The sequence below is a fragment of the Christiangramia sp. 3-2217-3z genome, from assembly GCF_051195275.1.
Taxonomy (GTDB): Bacteria; Bacteroidota; Bacteroidia; order Flavobacteriales; family Flavobacteriaceae; genus Christiangramia; species Christiangramia marina.
On the sequence record NZ_JBNJLI010000006.1, the window covers coordinates 94,352 to 114,975 of the forward strand.

The following is a 20,624-nucleotide window of genomic DNA, read 5'->3' on the forward strand; positions in this document are numbered from 1 at the left end:
TTTTAAAATGATAAGGAACAATTATAATTATATCCTGAGTACGATCTTCTTTCTTAGTTCTATCACCTTCAGTTATGCACAGAAAATTCCGGATTTTATCAATCCCGAAGATCTGAAAAATGTAAAATTTAAATGTCTGGAAGAATTTGAAGTGTATTCCGAAAAGGAACAGAAGTATATCGATATTTTATGGAAAGAATCGCTGCAGTATCTTGAAGCTTATGCGGTGGCTTGAACGACCTCTCCAGCTGGAAGCTCTTGCATTGATTCAGACGTGGCAACTTATGAAACCGTGGACGGAATTGGTAAGTTATGTGTGATGGAGCGTCGCGATATGCAATTAATAGTCAAAAACATCTACCAGATCCTGCACAATCCTGCGGCTGCAAAAGCTTGCTTCGCTGCAAGAGGCAATGTTGACTGGCTCTATAGTCCCGGCGGTGAACTGGAGGCAAGGTCTGAAGTAGCTAAATGGCTTGATAGAACCACTTTTCAAGAATTTTTTGAAACTAAAGTTAGCGATCCAGAGGTGAAAGCTAAAGGTTATACCTTCTCTGATAATTTCTTTAGCATGGTGACCAGTGAAAAGGTGAAGGCACCTAAAAATTTCCCTTATGATTTAAGTGCCAGATCACTACCAAATCTTTGGCCATCTGTAGGCTGGTTCCCAATGTATGCTGAAGAAAGTGAAAGAAATCAAAAAAAATTCGCAAATGTAAGAGGTGGATATGCTTATGCTGAAATCCTGGGACATTGGGGATTGCTAAGAATAGATGAGATCAACGGACAAAAAGTTGGTGCCGAAGTTGGAATGACCGTTCAGGCTGTAAACACCTTATATCCATACCATAACCACGCTACTTCTGAGTTGTATTATACGATGCGCCAGCCATCCTGTGTGAATCAATTTAAAACTTTTGCCATCAGGGATACTAACTAAAAGCTTACAACCATCTCAGAAAATGAAGATGAACGCGTTGTTCAGTTTGATACGGGAATGCCTGATGAATTCAGGATGTGGACCACCTCATCGTATGATCGGGATCCTTTTGTCTATTTTTACGAAAATACTATTCATGCATTTGAAATCGACGGGGACTGTGAAGAAGATCCGGAAAAAAATGCGCTTGTATCCATTTGAGCACGCTCCGATGCTCATGAAAAGCTCAATGACTACGGAACTACAAAGTTGTGTGAATGTGCTGAAGAACCTGGCAAACCAGCCGCCAGAGGTGGAAAAATACAATGTCAGCTAACAAAGCTGAAGTATTAGAATTTCATCTCAAGCTATACTTATAGATCTTATATTCCACTCAAATTTTAAAGCTGCCTTTTTAGAGTAAGACTTTTAAAAAATTCGTTTAGTTTTTACTTATAATAGCGTGTTTATAAATTAATAGATCATCAAACTTTAAAGTATTCGCAAATTCAACTCTATAAAATAAAAAAGCGGCCATCTGAAGATTCATTTAGCCGCTCTATTTAGAAAGGAGTTTTTATTAAACTTTGGCTAATTCCAAAAAAGCTGGAACATTTTTCCTTTCATTCTTTTCCTCATATCGGGACTTAAAAGAGATGTCTGATCTTAAATCGTATATCAGGTTGTCTTCCGTAGGATCTAAAACCATTACGTAGATCCATTGATTTTCAATATGTTTTTTAGTTTCAGGATTTCTGGATACTATTTCTCTTACCTTATTTAAAGGTGCTTGAATAACTACCGACAATCTTAAGGGCTCATGATATATTTCTTCATCAAATTTCATGAGTGATTGGAGAGGTAGTCCTGTTTTAAGATCAACTCCATTCCCTTCTACTACGCCAAATCTGCCCGTAATATTATGGACGATTTTGTTTCCACCACCAAATTTGTTATTATCAACCATGGCATAATAATAGTGATTGTTTATCCATTGAGTGACCGTCATAGGACCTTGTAAAATAGCCTCGAGTGCCTTTCCCGACTTATCGAGCTTCCAATTATAGGAATGTAAGAAGCATCGACTGTCCAGATCAACTTTTTTGGTTAGATTTCTGGGTCCTATAATGAATCCGGCGTTTTTTGCGAGTCCTCATTCTGGCCTGGTTTCGCTCCAGTCATTTGCTTTACGTTCTGCAAGAGAAACTGAATTTTTCTTCGTGCTAAGTCGTTTAGCTGTAGCGCGCTGCTGAACCTTTTTCAGGTCTGCTTTTAAAGACATGATTGCTGCCTTATGAATATCTTTGGTCTTATCTTCAAATAGCAGGATCTCATCGGTCGTTGTATTGTGCTCAGCTGCTAGAAATAAGGTGTTTTCGGGAATTTCAATATCAAAATTGGTTGCCAGAATTTTTCTTACAACTTCGTTATTTGCTATTTTAGCGAGCATTCTGGCGTTGTGTCTACCCGGGTTCGCAGCACATGCACCGCAATCCAGACTTGAACCAAATGCATTATTCGCAGTATGACTACCATGTCCGGTAAAGACGATCAAATCTGCAAAAGTCTGCCATCCAAGTAAATCAAACGCATTTTTTAAGATTCCGGCCTGTTCAATTAACGGAATTTGAATATCACAATCGTTTACATTTTTCAGTAAATCTGTATCGCAATAATTTTCGTACGGATTTTCAGAATTTCGTTTCCATTTATACAAACCTTGCGGAACTATTGTCCTACTGAAAAGTCCTCCGCCATAAACCAGACCAGCAGCTTCCACAAATCCGAAAGCCGATGGAAGCATGGCGTTCTTCGGAAATATTTGACCAGAAGTAAACAAAGAGAGCTCTCCCCTACTTTATTCCGGAATAATGAGATCGATATTTGATATTATTTATTCTGAAGCTGGCCCGATAAATTCCAGAAGAACTGAAGATTAAAATATTCCGAAGTATAGGTGATCATTTATATTAGAAACAGTTAGAACTTTATGCAGGTTTATCTACTTCATATTTTGCTCCATTTCTTCAGATAAAGTTTTTTATATAATCTTCGGAATTTGCCATAAATGGCTGAAATAGCTTGCATTCTTTGCTAGTTTTCTAACTTTCCAATTAAGTATTCTGGGTTCCTCAGTTTTTATATATTTTCGCTAAATGCAAATCTCAAAGTATTTTCTGATCTACCTCTGTATTTGTCTGGGCCTGACCGCTTGTGACCAGGCTTCGGAAAACAGTTCAGAAGAAATTAAACCTGGCAGCGGAGAATATTATTTTCAGCAAGGATTAAAATTAAAGTTGCCAGCAGAAATGCTTGCTAATTTTAAATATGGTCTGAACTCTTCCAGGATCGACAATGATACAGTGCATCTCAAGTTATTGGATGGCGTTATCTATAGCTTTAATCAATTAAGGTATTATGACAGCTCACTGGTCTATTCCTCAAAAATGATCGATCAATCTAGGATCTATGAAAATATTCATTTTGAAGCTACAGGTTTTTACCGTAAAGCTATTATTCATCGCTCTCTAAACGATTATAAAGAATATTTTAGAAATGCTTTTATCTCCAGGGAGTTACACCTTGCTGATGGAGATTCTTCCAGGGCCGGGCAAAGAACAATAGAGATGGCTAATGCACAAAGCAGATTAACAGATTATACCGGAGCTCAACAAACTGCTACTGAAGCCCTCAAACTACTGGATCCCACTGACTCCACTTACTTTAGTACCGCTTACAATATTATTGCAACAGCATATCGTAACCAGGGTTTTCAAAGTGATGCCAAACGTGAATGGAGAAACGCTCTTGCATTTGCTGCCAATGTGAAGGACAGTTTGAGTAATTTAAACAATATTGCACTATCTCTCCAGGATGAAAAGAATTACAATGAGGCCATAATTATTTTTGAAAACATCCTGCGCAGTTCTGATTCAACTAATATTCTCTCTAAGGCCAGGTTCTTAGATAATCTGGCTTACACCAGGTGGTTGCAAGACTCTACCGCTAACGTGGAAGATGATTTGTTAGAATCCAGGAATATAAGACTGCTGAACAATGGGAAAAATGGCCTACTCGCCAGTTATGATCACCTTTCCAATTTTTACCGAAACAAGGATGAAGTTGTGTCAAAACTTTACGCAGATAGCTTGCTCACTACAGCCAGGGAACTCAATAGTAAATCGGCGCAATTGAATGCCATAGAAAAATTGATCCACCTATCGCCAATGGAATCGGTCAAAAAATTCTCAACAATCTATATTCAGCTAAGCGATAGCATCCGTTCGGAAAATGCCCAGGCTAAAAATATGTTCGCTAAAATTAAATTTGATGAGGAACAGAAAGAATTAGAGATCAATCAATTACAGGATCAAACTGCTCTACAGGCTATAGAAAAAGAGCAACTGCAGGACCAAATCATCATATTATCACTAGGAAGTCTGCTGGTATTAGTTAGTGGTGGATTTGGCTATTACTATTTAAGACAAAGACATACCAGGGATAAAATTCGCGAAGCGCATCGTACAGAATCCAGAATTTCCAAAAAAATACATGATGAACTGGCAAACGATGTCTACAATGTTATGAGCGGTATGGATTCGATTGCAACCAATATGCTCATGGAAAAGCTGGAAAATATCTATAACCGAACACGTAATATTTCCAGGGAAAATAGCAGTATTCCAACAGGAGCAGATTTCCTTCCCCATTTACTCTCCACGCTTAGTTCCAGTTTACCGGCAGATGCCAGACTAATTCTTCGTGGGGAAAACAGCATCAACTGGAAAAGCTTAAGCCCGGAGAAAAAGATCATTCTTTACCGTGTCCTTCAGGAGATCATGATCAATATGAACAAACATAGCAAGGCCAGTTTGGTTGCTATTGTATTTTCCGAAGAAAACAGAACGCTGCATATTCAATATTCTGATAATGGGATAGGTACTTCACGTCAAAGTCTGAAAGCCGGTAATGGTTTTATTAATATGGAAAACCGTATTCTTTCTATCAAAGGAAAACTTAATTTTGAAACTGAACAGGAAAAAGGATTGAAGGTTCTAATTCAAATTCCAATATAATTTTAACATGTTTAAAAAAGTTCTGGTTGCTGAAGATATGGACAGTATAAATCATGCTGTCGCTTTTGTGTTAAAAGATTTGAAAATTGCACAGGTAGATCACGCGCAATATTGTGATAGAGCCTGGCTTCTGGCCAAAAAAGCTATTCAGGAAGGCAGTCCTTATGATCTACTAATTTGTGATCTTTCTTTCAAACCAGATTACCGGGAGGAAAAACTAACGTCCGGAAAAGACCTTATCTCCGCATTAAAATTCGAAGATCCTCAACTTAAAGTTATCGTGAACTCGATAGAAGACCACCCTCAAACGGTCAGGGAACTCTGGGCAAGCGGAAATATAGATGCCTATGTTTGCAAAGACCGCAATGGCTTAAAAGAGCTGAAACAGGCGATCCTGAATTTGAATGAAGGTGCCAATTATAATTCTCCGTCGATTGAAAAGATCCTGAACCAGAATAATGTGCTTACTTTAAATGACTTCGAGATCAATATTGTTAAATATCTGGCAAACGGTTATACACAGGACGAAATTCAAAAGGAATTAAAAAATAAGAATATCAGGCCGAGTAGTAAAAGTGCGATCGAAAAAAGGCTAAAAGAATTGAGGGATGAATTTAGAGCGAATACGAATCCGCATTTGATTTCGATCATGAAGGATCTGCAATTGATCTAATACAAGTAATTACGAAAGAATTCAAGCTATTCCTCCTACCTGCAAAAAGTTTGTTTATTTTACTCTATCTTACAAGTATCTCCTACGAATTATTTCACAGGTCTAACGTTCTCCATAAAGCCTTTCCAAAAGACATTCCTTAAAACGATTCAAATTAGAGCTATTTAACATGGAAGGTACCAACCCTTGCTTAGATAGGAACTCCTTGAAAAGTGAGAATTATCAATTTTAAATTAATCAGTAATTTTAAATCCGGGAAAATCTGCATCACCGTTCTCTGTAGAACCATTTCAATTCGATGAATCCGATCCGCTCTGCTTAAAAGTGTCTAAAAAACCAAACACAAGTCCCTACAATATTTTAACATTATATCTACCTGTATTTCAAATCAATAGAAATTAATAACTTTTCTTGTGAGTTTTATTTGGATTTAGTCTAAATAGATATAATTTTGTCTGGAATTACTACTACAATGACCCGAACGATTTTAATACTACTACTTATACTACCAACGGTATTATTTAGTCAGTCGCAACTAAAAGGCGAGATTACTGATGCTAATAACTATATCGTAGCGAATGCAGAGATAAAATTAAGTCGATCAAATTATAGTCGCACTACCCGTACAAATGGTAATGGGATCTACTTATTTAAAAATATACCTACAGGTACATATCTTCTGGAAGTTAACACCAATAAATCCGTAAGTTTTCATCAGGTAATTTTAGACTCAAATTATGTAACACATGATATTCAGCTAAAGAATGAAGGTGATTATGAACTTGATGAAGTGGCAATTCAGGGAGAATCCAAAAAAACGAAACTTGAGAAAACTGGTTTTGCCATCAGTGTAATTAATACTGAAGAAACTAGCCAAAGAAATATTCAGACTACTGAACTTCTTAATAATACGGTTGGAGTCAAACTCAGACAAAATGGTGGTTTAGGATCAGATATTCAATTTAGTCTGAATGGACTATCCGGGAGTGCTGTTCGCATATTTATTGACGGAATTCCTATTTCTACTTTTGGTTCATCTTTCAATTTAAATAGTATTCCGCCATCACTTATCCAGCAAATTGAAGTGTATAAGGGAGTGGTTCCCGGACACCTGTCTGACGATGCTTTGGGTGGTGCCATCAATATTGTATTAAATCAATCTATGAATACCAGTTTAAATGCCTCCGTATCTTACGGATCATTTAATACGTTCCAGGCTTCTATGAATGGTTTGTATCGCGCTGATGATAGCGGATTTACCATAAAAGCATCAGGTTTTCACAATTATTCAGATAATGATTACGAAGTTTCGGGCAGAAGTGTTGTAGTTACAGGTCTTGGAGGAGTTCAAACTCCTATTACTGCAAGAAGGTTCAATGATGCATATCGTTCGACAGGTGGGATTGTACAATTAGGATATACCGATGTTTCGTGGGCAGATCAATTTTTTGTTGGCTTCACTGGATCTGATGATTACAAAGAAGTTCAGCATGGAGCATTTATGACCATTACGCCGTATAAAGACCGCTTTTTTGAATCCCAGGCTACTTTGGCAAATCTGAGTTATCAAAAATCAGATCTATTTACAGATGGTCTGAACGCTAAAGTAAATGCTTATTATGGAAAACGTGACCGCCAGGTCACAGATACTCTTGCCTGGGCTTATAGCTGGAATGGAGAACGAGCCATAGATTTCAGAGGAAATGAATACCAATATACCTGGGGCTCCCAGCAAGAAGGAGGCCCGACGCTCGCTAAAATTGACAGAAATGTTGCTTCTATAAGAACCGGACTCTCCTACTCCATTGCAGATAATCATACTTTTCTAGTCAATCATTTGTATAGTTCCATAGATCGCGAAGACAGTGATGCACTGGATTCTGAATTTGAAAATAGCTTCGTAGGTACAAGAGATCTGCGCAAAAACATTATTTCAATTACTTATGAATTGAATGCTTTCGAAAATAAACTGAAGAGTAGCATTTTTGGAAAATATTATCAGCAGAAAACTATTAGTACAGATCCTGCCTTCGTAACAGATATTACTGGCGACAGGAGAATAGTTAACGAGACCGTAAGTAGCAATAAAGAAAATGAAGGTTATGGATTTGCACTATCCTACGCGATAACTCCAGAAGTAATGCTTCTCACCTCTGCGGAAAAGGCCGTTAGACTACCAGACGAAACTGAAATCTTTGGAAATGATGGAGATAATGTGGTAGCAAATTCTAGTATCAACCCTGAACAAAGTAACAATTTCAATGTAGGATTAAGATTAGGTACTTTTAATTACCAAAGACACCGTATAGGAATAACCACGAATCTTTTTCTACGAAATATTAAGGATAGAATTGGATTGCCTATTGAAACGTCCCTGAATGTAGATGATGAATTGATCTTATACGTGAACCAGGGCAGCGGAACTTCCAAGGGTTTTGATGCACAATTCAATTACTCCTATAATAACAATCTGGATTTCAATTTCAATGTTTCCCGTTTTGACCTTAAAATCGAAAACAGGGGATCTGAAATTGATGTGCCAAATACTCCATTTCTTACTATGAGTGGAAATACCAGATATACGCTTAAAGATCTACTTCAGAAGAAATCGAGATTGGATCTTTTCTACAATATGTACTTCACAGATGAATTTTCTTACTTGGTGCCTCAAGGTTCCAATACTGTTGGAGACGACTTTTTTAAAGTACCACAACAGCTTACTCATGATCTCGGTTTGAGCTATACATTTCCTCGGAAGGATATTGTAGTAAGCTTCGATGTAAAGAACATTTTAGACGAGGCTGTTTTTGACAATCTTTCAGTTCAAAAACCTGGAAGAGCATTCTACTTAAAATTAAACTATTCATTAAATAAATTCTAACCAAAATTACTCATAACATGAATCGTAATTATTTCAACTTTAAGTCAATTTTTAGCGCGATAGCAGTCGTTGGACTTATGTCCTCCTGTAGTAGCGACGATAGCACAGATGATATTATTCCTGAACCAGAGACCGAAAGCCGCTGGATTACCGTTGCTGCAGCAAAAATGGGCGAAGAGCCAGGTGATGGAAATGGAGGAACTTTAATATATTCAGTTTCAAGCGAAGATGCAAAAAATCCTGACTTTTCTATAGAACCATTTGAAAATGGATTTATTGTTCCGTCGAATCGAACAGCACGTTTACAGGCTTCAGAAGATGGAAGCACTATTTTCAATATTAGCTATGCCGGGGATACTGGTGGAAATTACACAAAATACAATGTTCTAGGTGGGCAAAATTTCGAACAAACAGGTTCGGAGATCAGTATTGCTCCTTATGTAGGATCTGCTCCAAGATGGATCAAACTTTTTGATGGAGACCAGACTGGAGCTGCAGTTTATGTAAATACTGGAAACGAATTTAGTGATAATGATACTCCAGACGATTCATCAGATGATTTTTATGTACGTACTGAAGCTACCATGGGAATTGTAACCCTGGATTTGCAAAACTCTTCAATCAAGGAATTTCAGGAACATAGTGTACCTCTTTCTGCTGAAGAAGAAGCTGCAGGATATTATATCTCAAGAATCGATATGCCTACTTTAAATGCAGCGGGTGATAAAATCTATATTGGTGCGAGACTTAGTAAGGTAGATCCAGAAACTGGAGAGAGAGATAATGATGGTGCGGTTTTAGCCTCCAGATCTATTGTTCTTGATTATCCATCACTTCTAAACCCTGAAGTGATCGTTTCTGAAGTTGGAGTTGGTAATACTAACGGGTATCGTAGTATAAATGCCTTTGAATATAATGGAAGTGTATACCAGGCGAATCAGGGTGATCCACAAGGTTCACATATTTTAAAGATCGACTCAGATAATGAATATGATGACTCTTATGTATTCAATCTTGACGAAGCTCTAGGCGTAAATGATGCTTATATCCTTGCATGGAGACCAGCATCGAATGGAAAGGCTGTGCTTGCATATCGTCATGCCGGATCGGCTGAAGGTGTTGCTGGTGCACAGGGATATTTTGCTTTAATAGACCTTAATTCCAAGACAGCACAAAAGATCGACGCTATTCCTTACGACCCTAATTTCTACCTTTTCCAATACCAAGGATTTGCAGTAGATGGTACCGAGATTTATCTTACGCAGGCTCCGGTTGGCGAAAATGGAAATATTTATATTGTAGATACCGAGACTGGAGAAGTTACTAAAGGTGCTGAACTGGTGAACACTCAGGGTAGTCACTTTATAGGAGCGTTCTAAGTGTAATAACTCAACCACATTATTCTGTTTTGTGAAGGCGAAAGGCCACTATTTATAATAGTGGCTTTTTGCATTTTTGAAGCTTAATAAGTCTTGCGACTTTTTTACAGGTTATACACTATGGTCATATCTTTCCAAATATGTAAGTTTATGGCATGATCAAAGTAGTTATAATCGACGACGAGCTAAGTGCTCAAAATGTACTTGAAAAAACACTCCTAAGGTATTTTCCCAACAAATTCAATATTGTAGCCAAATGCCATTCTGTTGACAGCGGCGTTATTGCTATAAACAACTATACACCTGAGCTGGTATTTCTTGATATTCAGATGCCGGAAAAGAGCGGATTTGAATTATTCAAGCAATTCGATCCTATTAATTTTGAAGTGATCTTTACCACCGCACATAATCGTTTTGCTGTCCAGGCCATAAGGCAGAGCGCTCTTGATTATATTCTGAAACCCATTAATCATATCGACCTGAGAGATGCGATCAAACGTTTTGAGGAACGAAAAAGAAAATTATCCACTAAAGATAAACTAATAATGCTTCTCGAGAACCTGAATGTAAATGATCAAAATATCGCAAAACTTGCCTTCCCTACGCTGGAAGGTTTTGAGCTAATCCATTCTAACCAGATCCTCTATTGTAAGGCTGAAAGTAATTATTGTTCGATAAAAGGTATTGATGGAACTACAAAAACTGCCACAAAAACACTTAAGTTTGTAGAAGAAATCCTCCCTTCAGCATTTCTAAGAATACATAAAAGTTATGTCATTAACCTGAATTTTGTTGTGCGCTACCATAAAGCGAACAAGGAAGTTGAGTTAACCAACGGGGAGAAACTTCCGGTTTCCTTCCGTAAAGAAGAGGAATTCATCAATGCTATCTTACAAAATAAATAGAAGCTTTATAGGCTTTCTTTTTTGTGTCCAGTGCCTCTGGGCCCAGAATTTTCCCTCCAGGAACTATTCTGCTGCGAACGAACTGCCGAATAATGCAGTCCGCGCATTGTTCGTTGATAGCAATAATGTGCTATGGATAGGAACCGAGAACGGAATTGTAAGTAAGCAGAATAATATTTTCCAAAGCTATTTTGAAGAAGATGGACTCGCCCTGAATAGTTGCTGGGCAATCACTGAGGATAAGCAAAACAGGATCTGGTTTGGAAGTTATGGGAGCGGGTTAAGTGTTTTCAATGGTGATGATTTCAAGATCCTCTCTACAAAAGACGGACTCGTTCATGATGAAATAGTCCAACTTTTTCCATATAAAAATTATATCTACGTTGGAACCAGTGATGGTGTCTCAAGAATTGATATAAACACATTCGATATCCAGTCATGGAAAAATGAAGGGTCTAAGGCTTTACTAAGAGTTTCTGGATTTTTCGAATTTGAGAAAGAACTCTATGTTACGACCTATAGAACCGGAGTTTTTAAAGTTTCTTCGGAAGGATCTTTCAGTCTAAAACAGGTAAACGATCAAAGGTATATCTATTCTGCATTCGTTGACAATAACAGCATATTCAGTAGCAATAAGGGGCATTATACAAAATCTGAAATTTCAGAATATATAAAATCAGGAGAGCCTGCTTCAGAAGAACTCGGGAATTCAATAATCTGGGACTACGTAAAAACGAGTGACTCAACTATCTATGCTGCGGCCTGGGGAATTTATGACAGTAATGGGGGTATTTTCGAACTGAATGAAGATTTTAGAGACCGTACAAATTCCTTCGGAATACAGGGAAATGATATGTATTCTCTGGCCTACGACGAAGCTTTTGAAAGATTGTACATAGGCACCTTATCTTCAGGGGTCTACGAAATTCAGCTTAAACCACTAATAAAATTTGAAGAACTGTTCAATCAAAATATCCAGGGTTTTGCGGAGATAGATGGGAACACAGCATATTTGCTTGAGCAGGGCGTTCAAATCAACTCTGCAACGAACCAGTTTTTTATTCAATTATTAGATTTTAAGCGTTGGCAGCAAAATTATCTCAGGACCACAACGAGGCCACTACCAGAACATAAAGATGATTTTTATGAACTGGACCATAACACCACAGCAAGTAACATCAAGTTCTATGACATCAAAACTTCAAATAACCTTTATTGGATAAATTCTAATATTGGGATATTTTCGATAGATACAGATGGAAAACTGGATACCTATTTACCATTACATTCAGAAGAGATCAATTTCACGACCGATGGCAAATTGATCGAAACCAACCCTTATGGAGGTGTTCGAATTTACAACGATCCAAAAAAATTGTCTTACAAATATTATCCACAGGATCATAAAGACACACCAACCATGGTGGTAAGCAGTCTGAAAACTGATAATAAAACCTATTTCACATCAGTATTTTCTGGTCTTTATAAATATGAGAATGGCCGTTTCGAGTCTTACCTGAATTTAAAAATCTGGAAGGAAAAAAATCTTCGGCATATGGTATCTCACAACGACAATCTGGCTATTTCCAGTGAATTCGGCGATGTTTTCATCGTTCGGGACAAACCTGGATCTTTTGAAGTTTTAACAAGAATTCCCCGGGCCAGTATTCAGGGAAATACCATTTCTTTCCTCAATGCCTATGGTAGTACTTTAATCATTGGTACAGAACGTGGACTTACACTCGTTAATGATGACCGCTTTATATTTCTGGACGAAGAGCAAGGTTTGGAGCAGCCCTTTTTCAGCAGTAAAATCGAAAACGATGAATTACATATTGGCAGCGAAAATGGGTTATTCAGGGTCAATATTAAAGAAGTTCTTGCATCGTCTAATCGGGTAAAAAGGATTCAGTTAAAAGATATTGCTATTAATAACAAAGAGTACGAATTGACTGAAAATGCTTTAAATGATCTCGATCTTGATTACGATGAGAATACGGTGCTGCTCAGCTTTTCTACCAATGCTCATCCATATCCTAAAAAATTACAATATCAATACAGGCTAAACCAGGATGAAGAATGGAGTACTCCAACCTCCAATTCTGAAATCCTGTTGCCATATCTTCCAGCTAATAATTATGAGGTACAGGTTCGTGTTCTTGATTCCAGTACAGGATTAAACTACTCACAGAAAATTCTTAATTTCAGCATAAAGCCTCCCTTCTGGAAAACCTGGTGGTTCTTTACCTATATTTTTCTGGCACTAATGGCGATCGTTTATGCGATCTATAAATATGAACTTGCCAAGAACAAACGATTCGAGCGGCAAAAGCGGGCTATCCAAAGAAGGTTTGAAGAAACTAAAATGGAAGCATTACTTGCTCAAATGAATCCGCATTTTATCTTCAATGCCATGAACTCCATTCAGAATTATATTATGGATAGCGACATTGATAACGCCACGATATTTCTGGGTGATTTTGCCAAACTCATTCGCCTGAATCTTGATCACTGTACTAAACCTACTATTTTACTGGTTGAAGAAATCGAATATTTACAATCTTACATTCGGGTAGAAAACACTCGTATGAATAATGCTATAGAGGTTAATTTTGAGCTGGATCCTAAGATCGACACCTATGATGTAGAGGTTCCTACCATGATTCTTCAAACATTTGTCGAAAACGTATTTGTACATGCTTTTACTGTAAAAAGTATAGATTCAAAACTGGATATAATTTTTGAAAAGCTTGATGAGCATGCCTTATGCTGCAAGATCATCGACAATGGTTCTGGTTTTACGGCTACTGGAAAGAATCGGCTGCATAACTCTAAAGGTCTAAGCTTAGTAAAAGAAAGACTAGCACTTTTAGACTACGACATTGAAGATGCGCTGAACATAGAATCTGAGCCTGGAAAAGGTACCATGGTAAGCCTGAAACTAAGTTTGCAACGATAACTCAAGAAATCGATACGTTTACTAAACCGTTAATTTTGAGCTGAACATAAGTTATAAATTCACCAAAAATTAGATGGCGGTAGCTGCTATATAAGATGTAACCATCTAATTGTATTTTATGAGTAGGGTCATAAACTATAATTGAATTACAGTTGCCGCTTTTCTAACTTTTTCACTCCCAGGGTTTAGAACCAAAATCATTATTTCTTTCTCAAATAAACTACTACAGTTTTCATTTTTATCCTGAAGTGTTTTTGACTTTCTAATATCCACATAGAGAATTACGATCGTAATTTTTCTTAAAATAAGTCATTTGAACTATATTCCCGCCTATCTAAAATTACAGGTAATGGAAAATTCTAAAGTGACAAAATATATACAAAACATACTCCCGAACATTCCCGAAGACTGGGTTAAATTGACTACACACAGGCTGGATATATATAATGAAGATCTGGCTAAGACAGAGTTTCTGGAGAAGTTTGAGGAATTATACGCCAACAATGATCATAGCGCTGAAAAACTAGCTGAGCTACCAACCGCATATGATTATATACGATTAGGGCATCCACTTTCCTCTATTCTGGAATGGTACGTGGGTAAATTGAATGCTTTGAAATCTGATCATATTATTGGTTTTTCCTCTCAAACTACTCCCCTGTTAGCTGTACTGCGGAAGAATTTATTTGAGAAGAAAAGCACCCGAATTATCTATTCTGAAAATCTTCCGGAACATTTCAATTTTGAGCTTTTCCGAAGTGTCTATGGATATGAATTTGAGACGTTACAGATCAATGAAGGTGAAATACTTCCAGATTTCGATGGTAGTAGCATTTATATCACTTCCAAAGCAGATCTTAAAGACCTGAAAATTGATCAGAATATAGATTTTCTACTAAGTCTTCAGCAGAAACTTGGTAGTGTTATTATTGTAAATGGCGAAAAGAACGCTTCTTATATTTCCGAAATTCAGCACGTACGCAGAAGGGAAACGATCTCGATGACTCCGGCCGATACTCATAAATTGCTACACAATCTTGTAAGCATTTCTTCCGAAGAGAATACGGCGAAAGATGAAGACAACCTTAAAAAAGTGATCGAAGAAGTTCAGAAGATCACCGCGACAAATTCCAAAGTTCTAGTAGGTTCTTGTGGTCTTTCCATGCAGTACGCGATTATGATGGGTCTTATCGATGACGCGATGGCCGAACATCCAGGAAAAGGCATTCGAATTATTGTACCGCCAAACTGTTATGGAGGAACTAATGATCAGGCTCGTCGTGTTGCCGCTTGTCTGGATAATGTTGAGATCATGGATCTTCCAGTAGATGGCGATAATGATATGGTGCAAAGCACCGATAAAGTGCTGACTCAGGCTGCAAATGAAAATGCAGTGCCCTTGATTATTGCTGAAATCCCTACAAATCCACGTGTTGAAGTTCCTGAACTTGAAAAACTACAGGAAGTTCTGGCGAAAACCCGAAAAACTGCAGATGGTAAAGCTGCTGTAGATCCTGTATTTATTCTGGATCAAACCTTTTGCCCGAACGTTCAGTTCTGCGGTGAAGATGGTATTCTTTCCGGAATCAGAGTAATCTCCTACGTAAGCGGATCCAAATTCCCGAGTGGTGGAAAATGTACCGCCGGTTATGCTGTAGCGAATCAAAGAGCTGCAGAGTTGATGGATAAGATCGATACGCATTTGAAAGTATGCGATAATGAAGCAACCTCTTTGCAGGTCGAAATTCTGGCGGAACAATTACCGTCCATGAATCAACGAATTGCTGATGCCTATAAAAACACCCGTGAATTTGTGAATTTCATCAAATCTGAACTTCCCGAAGCAAAGATCAATTTTGTTTCTGAAGAGTTAGCAGCTGCTGGTTTTACTCCTTCAGTATTTTCTCTCGACCTTCCTACAAAAGGAGAAACCGCTGCAGATCGTGAATCTTATAAAAGGTCCCTGAACCAAAAACTGATCAATATGATGATCACCAGGATTCCTGAAGAAAGCAAGTATTGTGTAAGTTACGGCCAGTTAAAAGGATGTTACTGGACGATACCGGCGACCTCAACTCAGGGTACTACAAAAGAAGATGATAAGGATTATATCGCCCGGGTTTCAGTTTCACCAGACCTTGACCTGGAGATGCATAAAAAAGTATTTTCTCAGTTCGTGGAAGATATCAAATAGAGCTAAAGCTCAATATTTTAAGATCCGGTATGAAAATCTATAATCATACCGGATCTTTAATTCCATAAACAACGCTACTTCAGTTCTAAACCGACACCTATTTTTTCCAGTAAATATGCATTATGGTCGATCACCAGAATATCATTTTCAATACTTAGATCTTTCAGAATCTTTAGGAGCAAATCTATATCTTCATAATGTAAGCCAGTGCTAGGCTCATCAAGTATATACAGTACATCCTTACTACCTTGCAAAAGCCAGTTCAGCAACAATAGACGCTGCTTCTCTCCTGAAGACAGACTTTGAATAGGTTGATCCAAATTTAAATGACCAAGACCTATTTCCTCAAGTTTTTCCAGAACCTCCCATAATTTCTCGAGGTCACCATGTTGCTTCAACCAGGCCTCAAAGCCATGAAGATCCAGATTAAGAACCTCAGCGATATTCTTATTATAAATCGTATGTTCCAGAATTTCTGGTTTATACCGCTGTCCCTGACAGGTTTCACAGGTTTCCACAGCATTGGCAGTAACATCAAGACTCGTTTCCATGTAACCCTTTCCTTTACAATCGGGACACTGACTCGTCTTCGTTTTATAAGAGAAATCCTTAGGTTTCAATTTCGAATTTTCAGCAAAGATCTTTCCAATTTCCTTTAGAAAATCCAGGTAAGAAACCAATAAGGTGGCAGAATGTGATCTTAATTTCTTTGCCTCAAAATAATGTGCATTATTATAATTTTCAGGATATGCTATCTGCTCGCAATAAACTGGTTTTTGATTTCTAATAGAAGGGATAATGATGTCCTTAACCAATGTTGTCTTACCAATCCCACTTTTCCCGCTAAGCGCGGTGATCCCTCCAACTGGAATTTCCAAAAGCTTGCGTTGCAAAGTATAACGCGAAACTCCATGTATTTCAATTTTGCGCTCACTTTCAGAAGTAAACTCGGTTCCGGCATTTTGGTTTTTGAAATAGCCATGGGTATCTTCTTGTTTCACAAAATCTGCAGGAGTTCCCTGGAAAGTAATTTGTCCGCCATTTCTCCCAGCCTTTGGACCAATTTCAATCAGCTCGGTCGCAGCCTCTATGATCTCCTTATTATGCTCAATGACAAGTACAGTATTTCCTTTGGCTACCAATTCCTTTAGAATCGCAATAAGATCTGGAATATTATGTCCTGAAAGTCCTGCGGAAGGTTCATCAAGAAGATAAGTAACTCCTTTTAACGGACTATTTAACTGCGTGATCAAAGCCACCCGTTGGTTTTCCCCACCAGATAAACTTTGAGATTTTCGGTTTAACTGAAGGTGATCTATATGTAGCTGAGTTGCCCTGTGTATCGTATTTTTAAGAAATGGCTGAATCTTTTCAATTAATTCCTGATCGATTTGTGAATAGGTGCTTGCATTCTGAATCCAGGTATCAATCCCGGAAAAATCAAGGTTCTTGATCTCGCGAATAGACAGGCCACCAATCTCAAATTTCAATCTTTCCGGTTTCAGTCCACTTCCGAAGCAATTGCTACATATAGCCGGTGTGAACAGAGCAGTTAAATTTTCAATGAATTTGTTTTTTCGGGTTTTATAATATTCCTGTTTGAGGTAATTATCCAGGCCTTCCCATTTCATTTTGATCTGCTGAGTTCCTTCCCTGGTTTTGGTTCTAAACTTCCACTGGGTTTCCCAAACTTTCTCCCCGGTTCCTTCGAAAATGATCCTCTTTTGATCTTCGGAAAATTGGTTGAAAGCAGTATTTCTGTCAAAACCATATTCCTGCCCTACTTTTTCGAGTATTGCCATATACTGGCTGTCCCTCTGCCCATAATAGGCAAGCGCCTTATTATGTTCAAAAACTCCTTCTGAAATACTTAAATTAATGTCGGGTGCAAGCTTCTTAACATCTGGTAGCAGTTCTTCACCCAGCCCGTCACAGATCTTACATTTACCAAGTTCGTGATTATTGGAAAAATGACTGGCTGAAAGTTCTTCCCCCTCAAATTCAGCCTTACGGGAAAAAGCAAATCTTAAAAGTTTATCGATACCTGTTTGCTTGGCAAGATCAGACCTTTTTGTAAAATTAGGCACTTTTCGGGTCACGCAGATCGTGGGAGTTAATCCGTCAACTTGATCGACTTCCATTTGAAAATTTACCCCAACCCTCGACTGTTGATATGCTGAAAATTGCCGCGTCATCTCCTGCATCCCATAAGCATGCACCGTATCTATGAGCAGGGAAGATTTCCCAGATCCCGAGATACCTGTGACCACGCTCAAGCAATTCTTTTGCAATTCAAGATCAAGATCCTTCAAGTAGTGCGTACGCGCTCCCCTAATCCTGATCTTATCTGTCTGCTGGTTCACTAACTCTGGTTTAGAAGATTCCAGCGCAGATTGCGAATTATCGAAATAAGCGTCTGCTTGTAATTTGAAAAGTTCATGGTTTTCAAAACAAACGATACCTGCTGTTTGTTCTTTTAGCTTATGCAAAGCAGTAATTAATTGTCGAACATTACGCTGATGCAGTCCAATACTGGGTTCTTCAAGTATTAAAATATTATCCCTGGAAGGTTTGGCAAAATTCCTGGTCAATTTGATTCGCTGGGCTTCTCCTCCAGATAAGGTATTGGAAGGTTGTCCTAATTTTAAGTATTCCAGTCCGAGATCCTTCATAAGTTTGAGGATATTCAAAATCTTCCTGTCTGTTGAGAAAAAATCGATTGCTTCCAGGATGCTTAGATTGTAGATATCTGCAATGTTCTTCCCATTCCATTTAACTTCCAGTACTTCCTTTTTAAAGCGTTTACCTTTACAAACAGGACAAACCTGGTTGATCGTTCCCATCACATTCATGGAAAGACTTATTACCCCTGCACCTTCACATTCTTCACATCTACCTGCTTTATTATTAAATGAAAATGAACCTTTACCTAATTTGCGAGTCTTCGCATCATCAGATTTTGCCAGAAGATCACGAATTTTATCAGCTAAGCCGGTATAGGTCGCGGGATTGGAACGCGGAGTTTTTCCAATGGGCTGATCACTCACGGTAACCAGCTTCAGATCTCTTTCTTCTGAAATTTCCTGAAGCCTCTTTTCGATGGCTTCATTCTTCCGACTTATAACTGTTAGTCGTCCTGTTTCCGCACATATTGTTGCTACGGAATTACTTAAAACTTCTAAAGAATCTTCTTCCGAAGCATTCATTTCCGCCAGAGTAGGACTGGGAATGGATTCAGATTTTAGAAATTGTTCTATTGGACCGTTGAAGATGATCTCTCCTCCTTTGTTTCCAGCTTCAGGACCTAATTCTATGATCCAGTCGGCGGAGCGAATAAAATTAAGATCATGCTCCACGACCATGACCGTATTTCCCCTGGCGATCAATCTTTGTAGAATATAACGAAGATGCTTTTGATAATTTTCTGCCAGGCCAATGGAAGGTTCATCAAAAATATAAAGTATTCCCTGCAGATTGCTGTTTACCTGTTTGATCAACTTGACACGTTGTGCATCTCCAGAAGAAATCTTAGAGCTTGGCGTACTTAGACAATAATCGCCCATTCCTAATTGTACCAGATCATTAAGCTGTACCTGGATCTTGCTAACAAGGTCCTTTTCTCCACCCTTGAGATCAAGGCTACCTAAGAGTTTATGTAATTCTGAAAGGGGTATATCCATCCATTCCGCAAAATTTCTGTTTTGCCACTTGAACTTCAGATGATCCGGTTTGATCCTGGCGCCATGGCATGCGGGACAGATACTGGAACTGGCGAACCTTAATATATTCTTATTTCGGTCTCTTCTAAGAATATCCTGCATAATGGGAAGCATTCCCTTATAATAACCTTCCTCTCTTGGTTTCGCCTTAAAGCCTTCCCAGCGCAATCTTGATTCTAACGTATGTTTTCCGTAGAAAACTTTGAGGCGATCGCTTCCGTTCAGGACAACATCTTTTTGCTCGTCTGTTAAGTCTTTCCAGGGAATATCCACGCTAAAACCATGCGCGTGGCATACTTTATCGAGTTCTTCAACAGTGATCTGAGAATAGACGATATAACCACCCGGTAAAGTGGTAGTGATGGCGCCTTCTCTTAAAGTCTTATTTTCATCACCAACCAGTTTTTCAATATCAATATATTCAGCTTCACCAATTCCGCGACAGGTTTCACAGGCACCTTTGGGATGATTAAAGGAAAATAGAGATTTATTCATAGGCTTACTTGCGGAATAACGGGCGAAAATTATTCTGAAAACCGATGCTATTTCAGAAAGGGTTCCGAAGGTGGTATTGATGGATTGAAACCTTTTGGATTGTTCTACTTTAATAACCGGAGGTAGATCCTCGATATCGTCAACTTCCGCAGTAGGAATAAGATTTGCATTCTGTTGATTATATGCCGGCAAACTTTCCAGGAAGAACCTGTAGCCTTCATTCCCTATAACTCCCATCGCCAGCGATGATTTACCCGAACCTGAAAGTCCCGTAATAACGATCAATTTGTTCTCGGGAATCTCGAGACTAAGATTCTTCAGGTTATTCTGGTAAGCATTGATGATGCGCATAGATCTGTATTTCTTTTTCAAAAATTAAAGATATAGAGAATCTTATAGCTCATCAACCTATCTGCCGGGAATC

General features: G+C 38.2%; 11 protein-coding genes and 1 pseudogene. 10 read left to right on the forward strand and 2 right to left on the reverse strand.

The annotated features are described in order from the left end of the window. Window positions 1–7 precede the first annotated feature (7 nt). The 3 genes from ACSHZO_RS11630 to ACSHZO_RS11640 are packed head-to-tail and all read left to right on the forward strand — an operon-like array spanning window position 8 to window position 1,141. Entirely contained in the window at window positions 8–235 is a 228-nt protein-coding gene (locus ACSHZO_RS11630) for a hypothetical protein (RefSeq protein WP_298247359.1), read from the forward strand. Window positions 236–274: 39 nt separating this feature from the next. Next, window positions 275–940, forward strand: a complete 666-nt coding sequence (locus ACSHZO_RS11635) for a dimethylsulfonioproprionate lyase family protein (protein ID WP_298247360.1) — start codon at window positions 275–277, stop codon at window positions 938–940. 57 nt (window positions 941–997) lie between these two features. Next, the gene (locus ACSHZO_RS11640) at window positions 998–1,141 is read left to right on the forward strand and encodes a hypothetical protein (protein WP_298247361.1); all 144 of its coding nucleotides are present in this window, start codon (window positions 998–1,000) and stop codon (window positions 1,139–1,141) included. A gap of 358 nt (window positions 1,142–1,499) precedes the next feature. Here ACSHZO_RS11640 and ACSHZO_RS11645 read toward each other — a convergent pair. Beyond that, window positions 1,500–2,723, reverse strand: a pseudogene (locus ACSHZO_RS11645) (putative inorganic carbon transporter subunit DabA). Window positions 2,724–3,075: 352 nt separating this feature from the next. Here ACSHZO_RS11645 and ACSHZO_RS11650 point away from each other — a divergent pair. The 7 genes from ACSHZO_RS11650 to ACSHZO_RS11680 all read left to right on the forward strand — a co-directional run bounded on the left by ACSHZO_RS11650 (window position 3,076) and on the right by ACSHZO_RS11680 (window position 15,986). Continuing rightward, window positions 3,076–4,995 (forward strand): tetratricopeptide repeat-containing sensor histidine kinase, encoded by a 1,920-nt coding sequence (locus tag ACSHZO_RS11650; RefSeq protein WP_298247362.1) that lies wholly within the window; start codon window positions 3,076–3,078, stop codon window positions 4,993–4,995. 7 nt (window positions 4,996–5,002) lie between these two features. Beyond that, window positions 5,003–5,668 carry a DNA-binding response regulator gene (locus ACSHZO_RS11655; protein WP_298247363.1) on the forward strand — a complete coding sequence of 222 codons (666 nt, stop codon included), beginning with the start codon at window positions 5,003–5,005 and terminating at the stop codon, window positions 5,666–5,668. Window positions 5,669–6,140: 472 nt separating this feature from the next. Further along, window positions 6,141–8,549 carry a TonB-dependent receptor gene (locus ACSHZO_RS11660; protein ID WP_298247364.1) on the forward strand — a complete coding sequence of 803 codons (2,409 nt, stop codon included), beginning with the start codon at window positions 6,141–6,143 and terminating at the stop codon, window positions 8,547–8,549. Window positions 8,550–8,566: 17 nt separating this feature from the next. Continuing rightward, window positions 8,567–9,928, forward strand: a complete 1,362-nt coding sequence (locus ACSHZO_RS11665; RefSeq protein WP_295180080.1) for a hypothetical protein — start codon at window positions 8,567–8,569, stop codon at window positions 9,926–9,928. Window positions 9,929–10,083: 155 nt separating this feature from the next. Then, window positions 10,084–10,833 (forward strand): LytR/AlgR family response regulator transcription factor, encoded by a 750-nt coding sequence (locus tag ACSHZO_RS11670; RefSeq protein ID WP_298247365.1) that lies wholly within the window; start codon window positions 10,084–10,086, stop codon window positions 10,831–10,833. Beyond that, on the forward strand, window positions 10,811–13,792 hold the full coding sequence (locus tag ACSHZO_RS11675) for a histidine kinase (RefSeq protein ID WP_298247366.1): 2,982 nt from the start codon (window positions 10,811–10,813) through the stop codon (window positions 13,790–13,792). The genes ACSHZO_RS11670 and ACSHZO_RS11675 overlap by 23 nt, the downstream gene beginning before the upstream one ends. A gap of 349 nt (window positions 13,793–14,141) precedes the next feature. Further along, window positions 14,142–15,986, forward strand: a complete 1,845-nt coding sequence (locus tag ACSHZO_RS11680) for a cystathionine beta-synthase (protein ID WP_298247367.1) — start codon at window positions 14,142–14,144, stop codon at window positions 15,984–15,986. 74 nt (window positions 15,987–16,060) lie between these two features. Here the strand turns inward: ACSHZO_RS11680 and ACSHZO_RS11685 are convergent, their stop codons facing one another. Next, the gene (locus ACSHZO_RS11685; RefSeq protein WP_298247368.1) at window positions 16,061–20,572 is read right to left on the reverse strand and encodes an ATP-binding cassette domain-containing protein; all 4,512 of its coding nucleotides are present in this window, start codon (window positions 20,570–20,572) and stop codon (window positions 16,061–16,063) included. Between the last annotated feature and the right edge of the window lie 52 nt (window positions 20,573–20,624).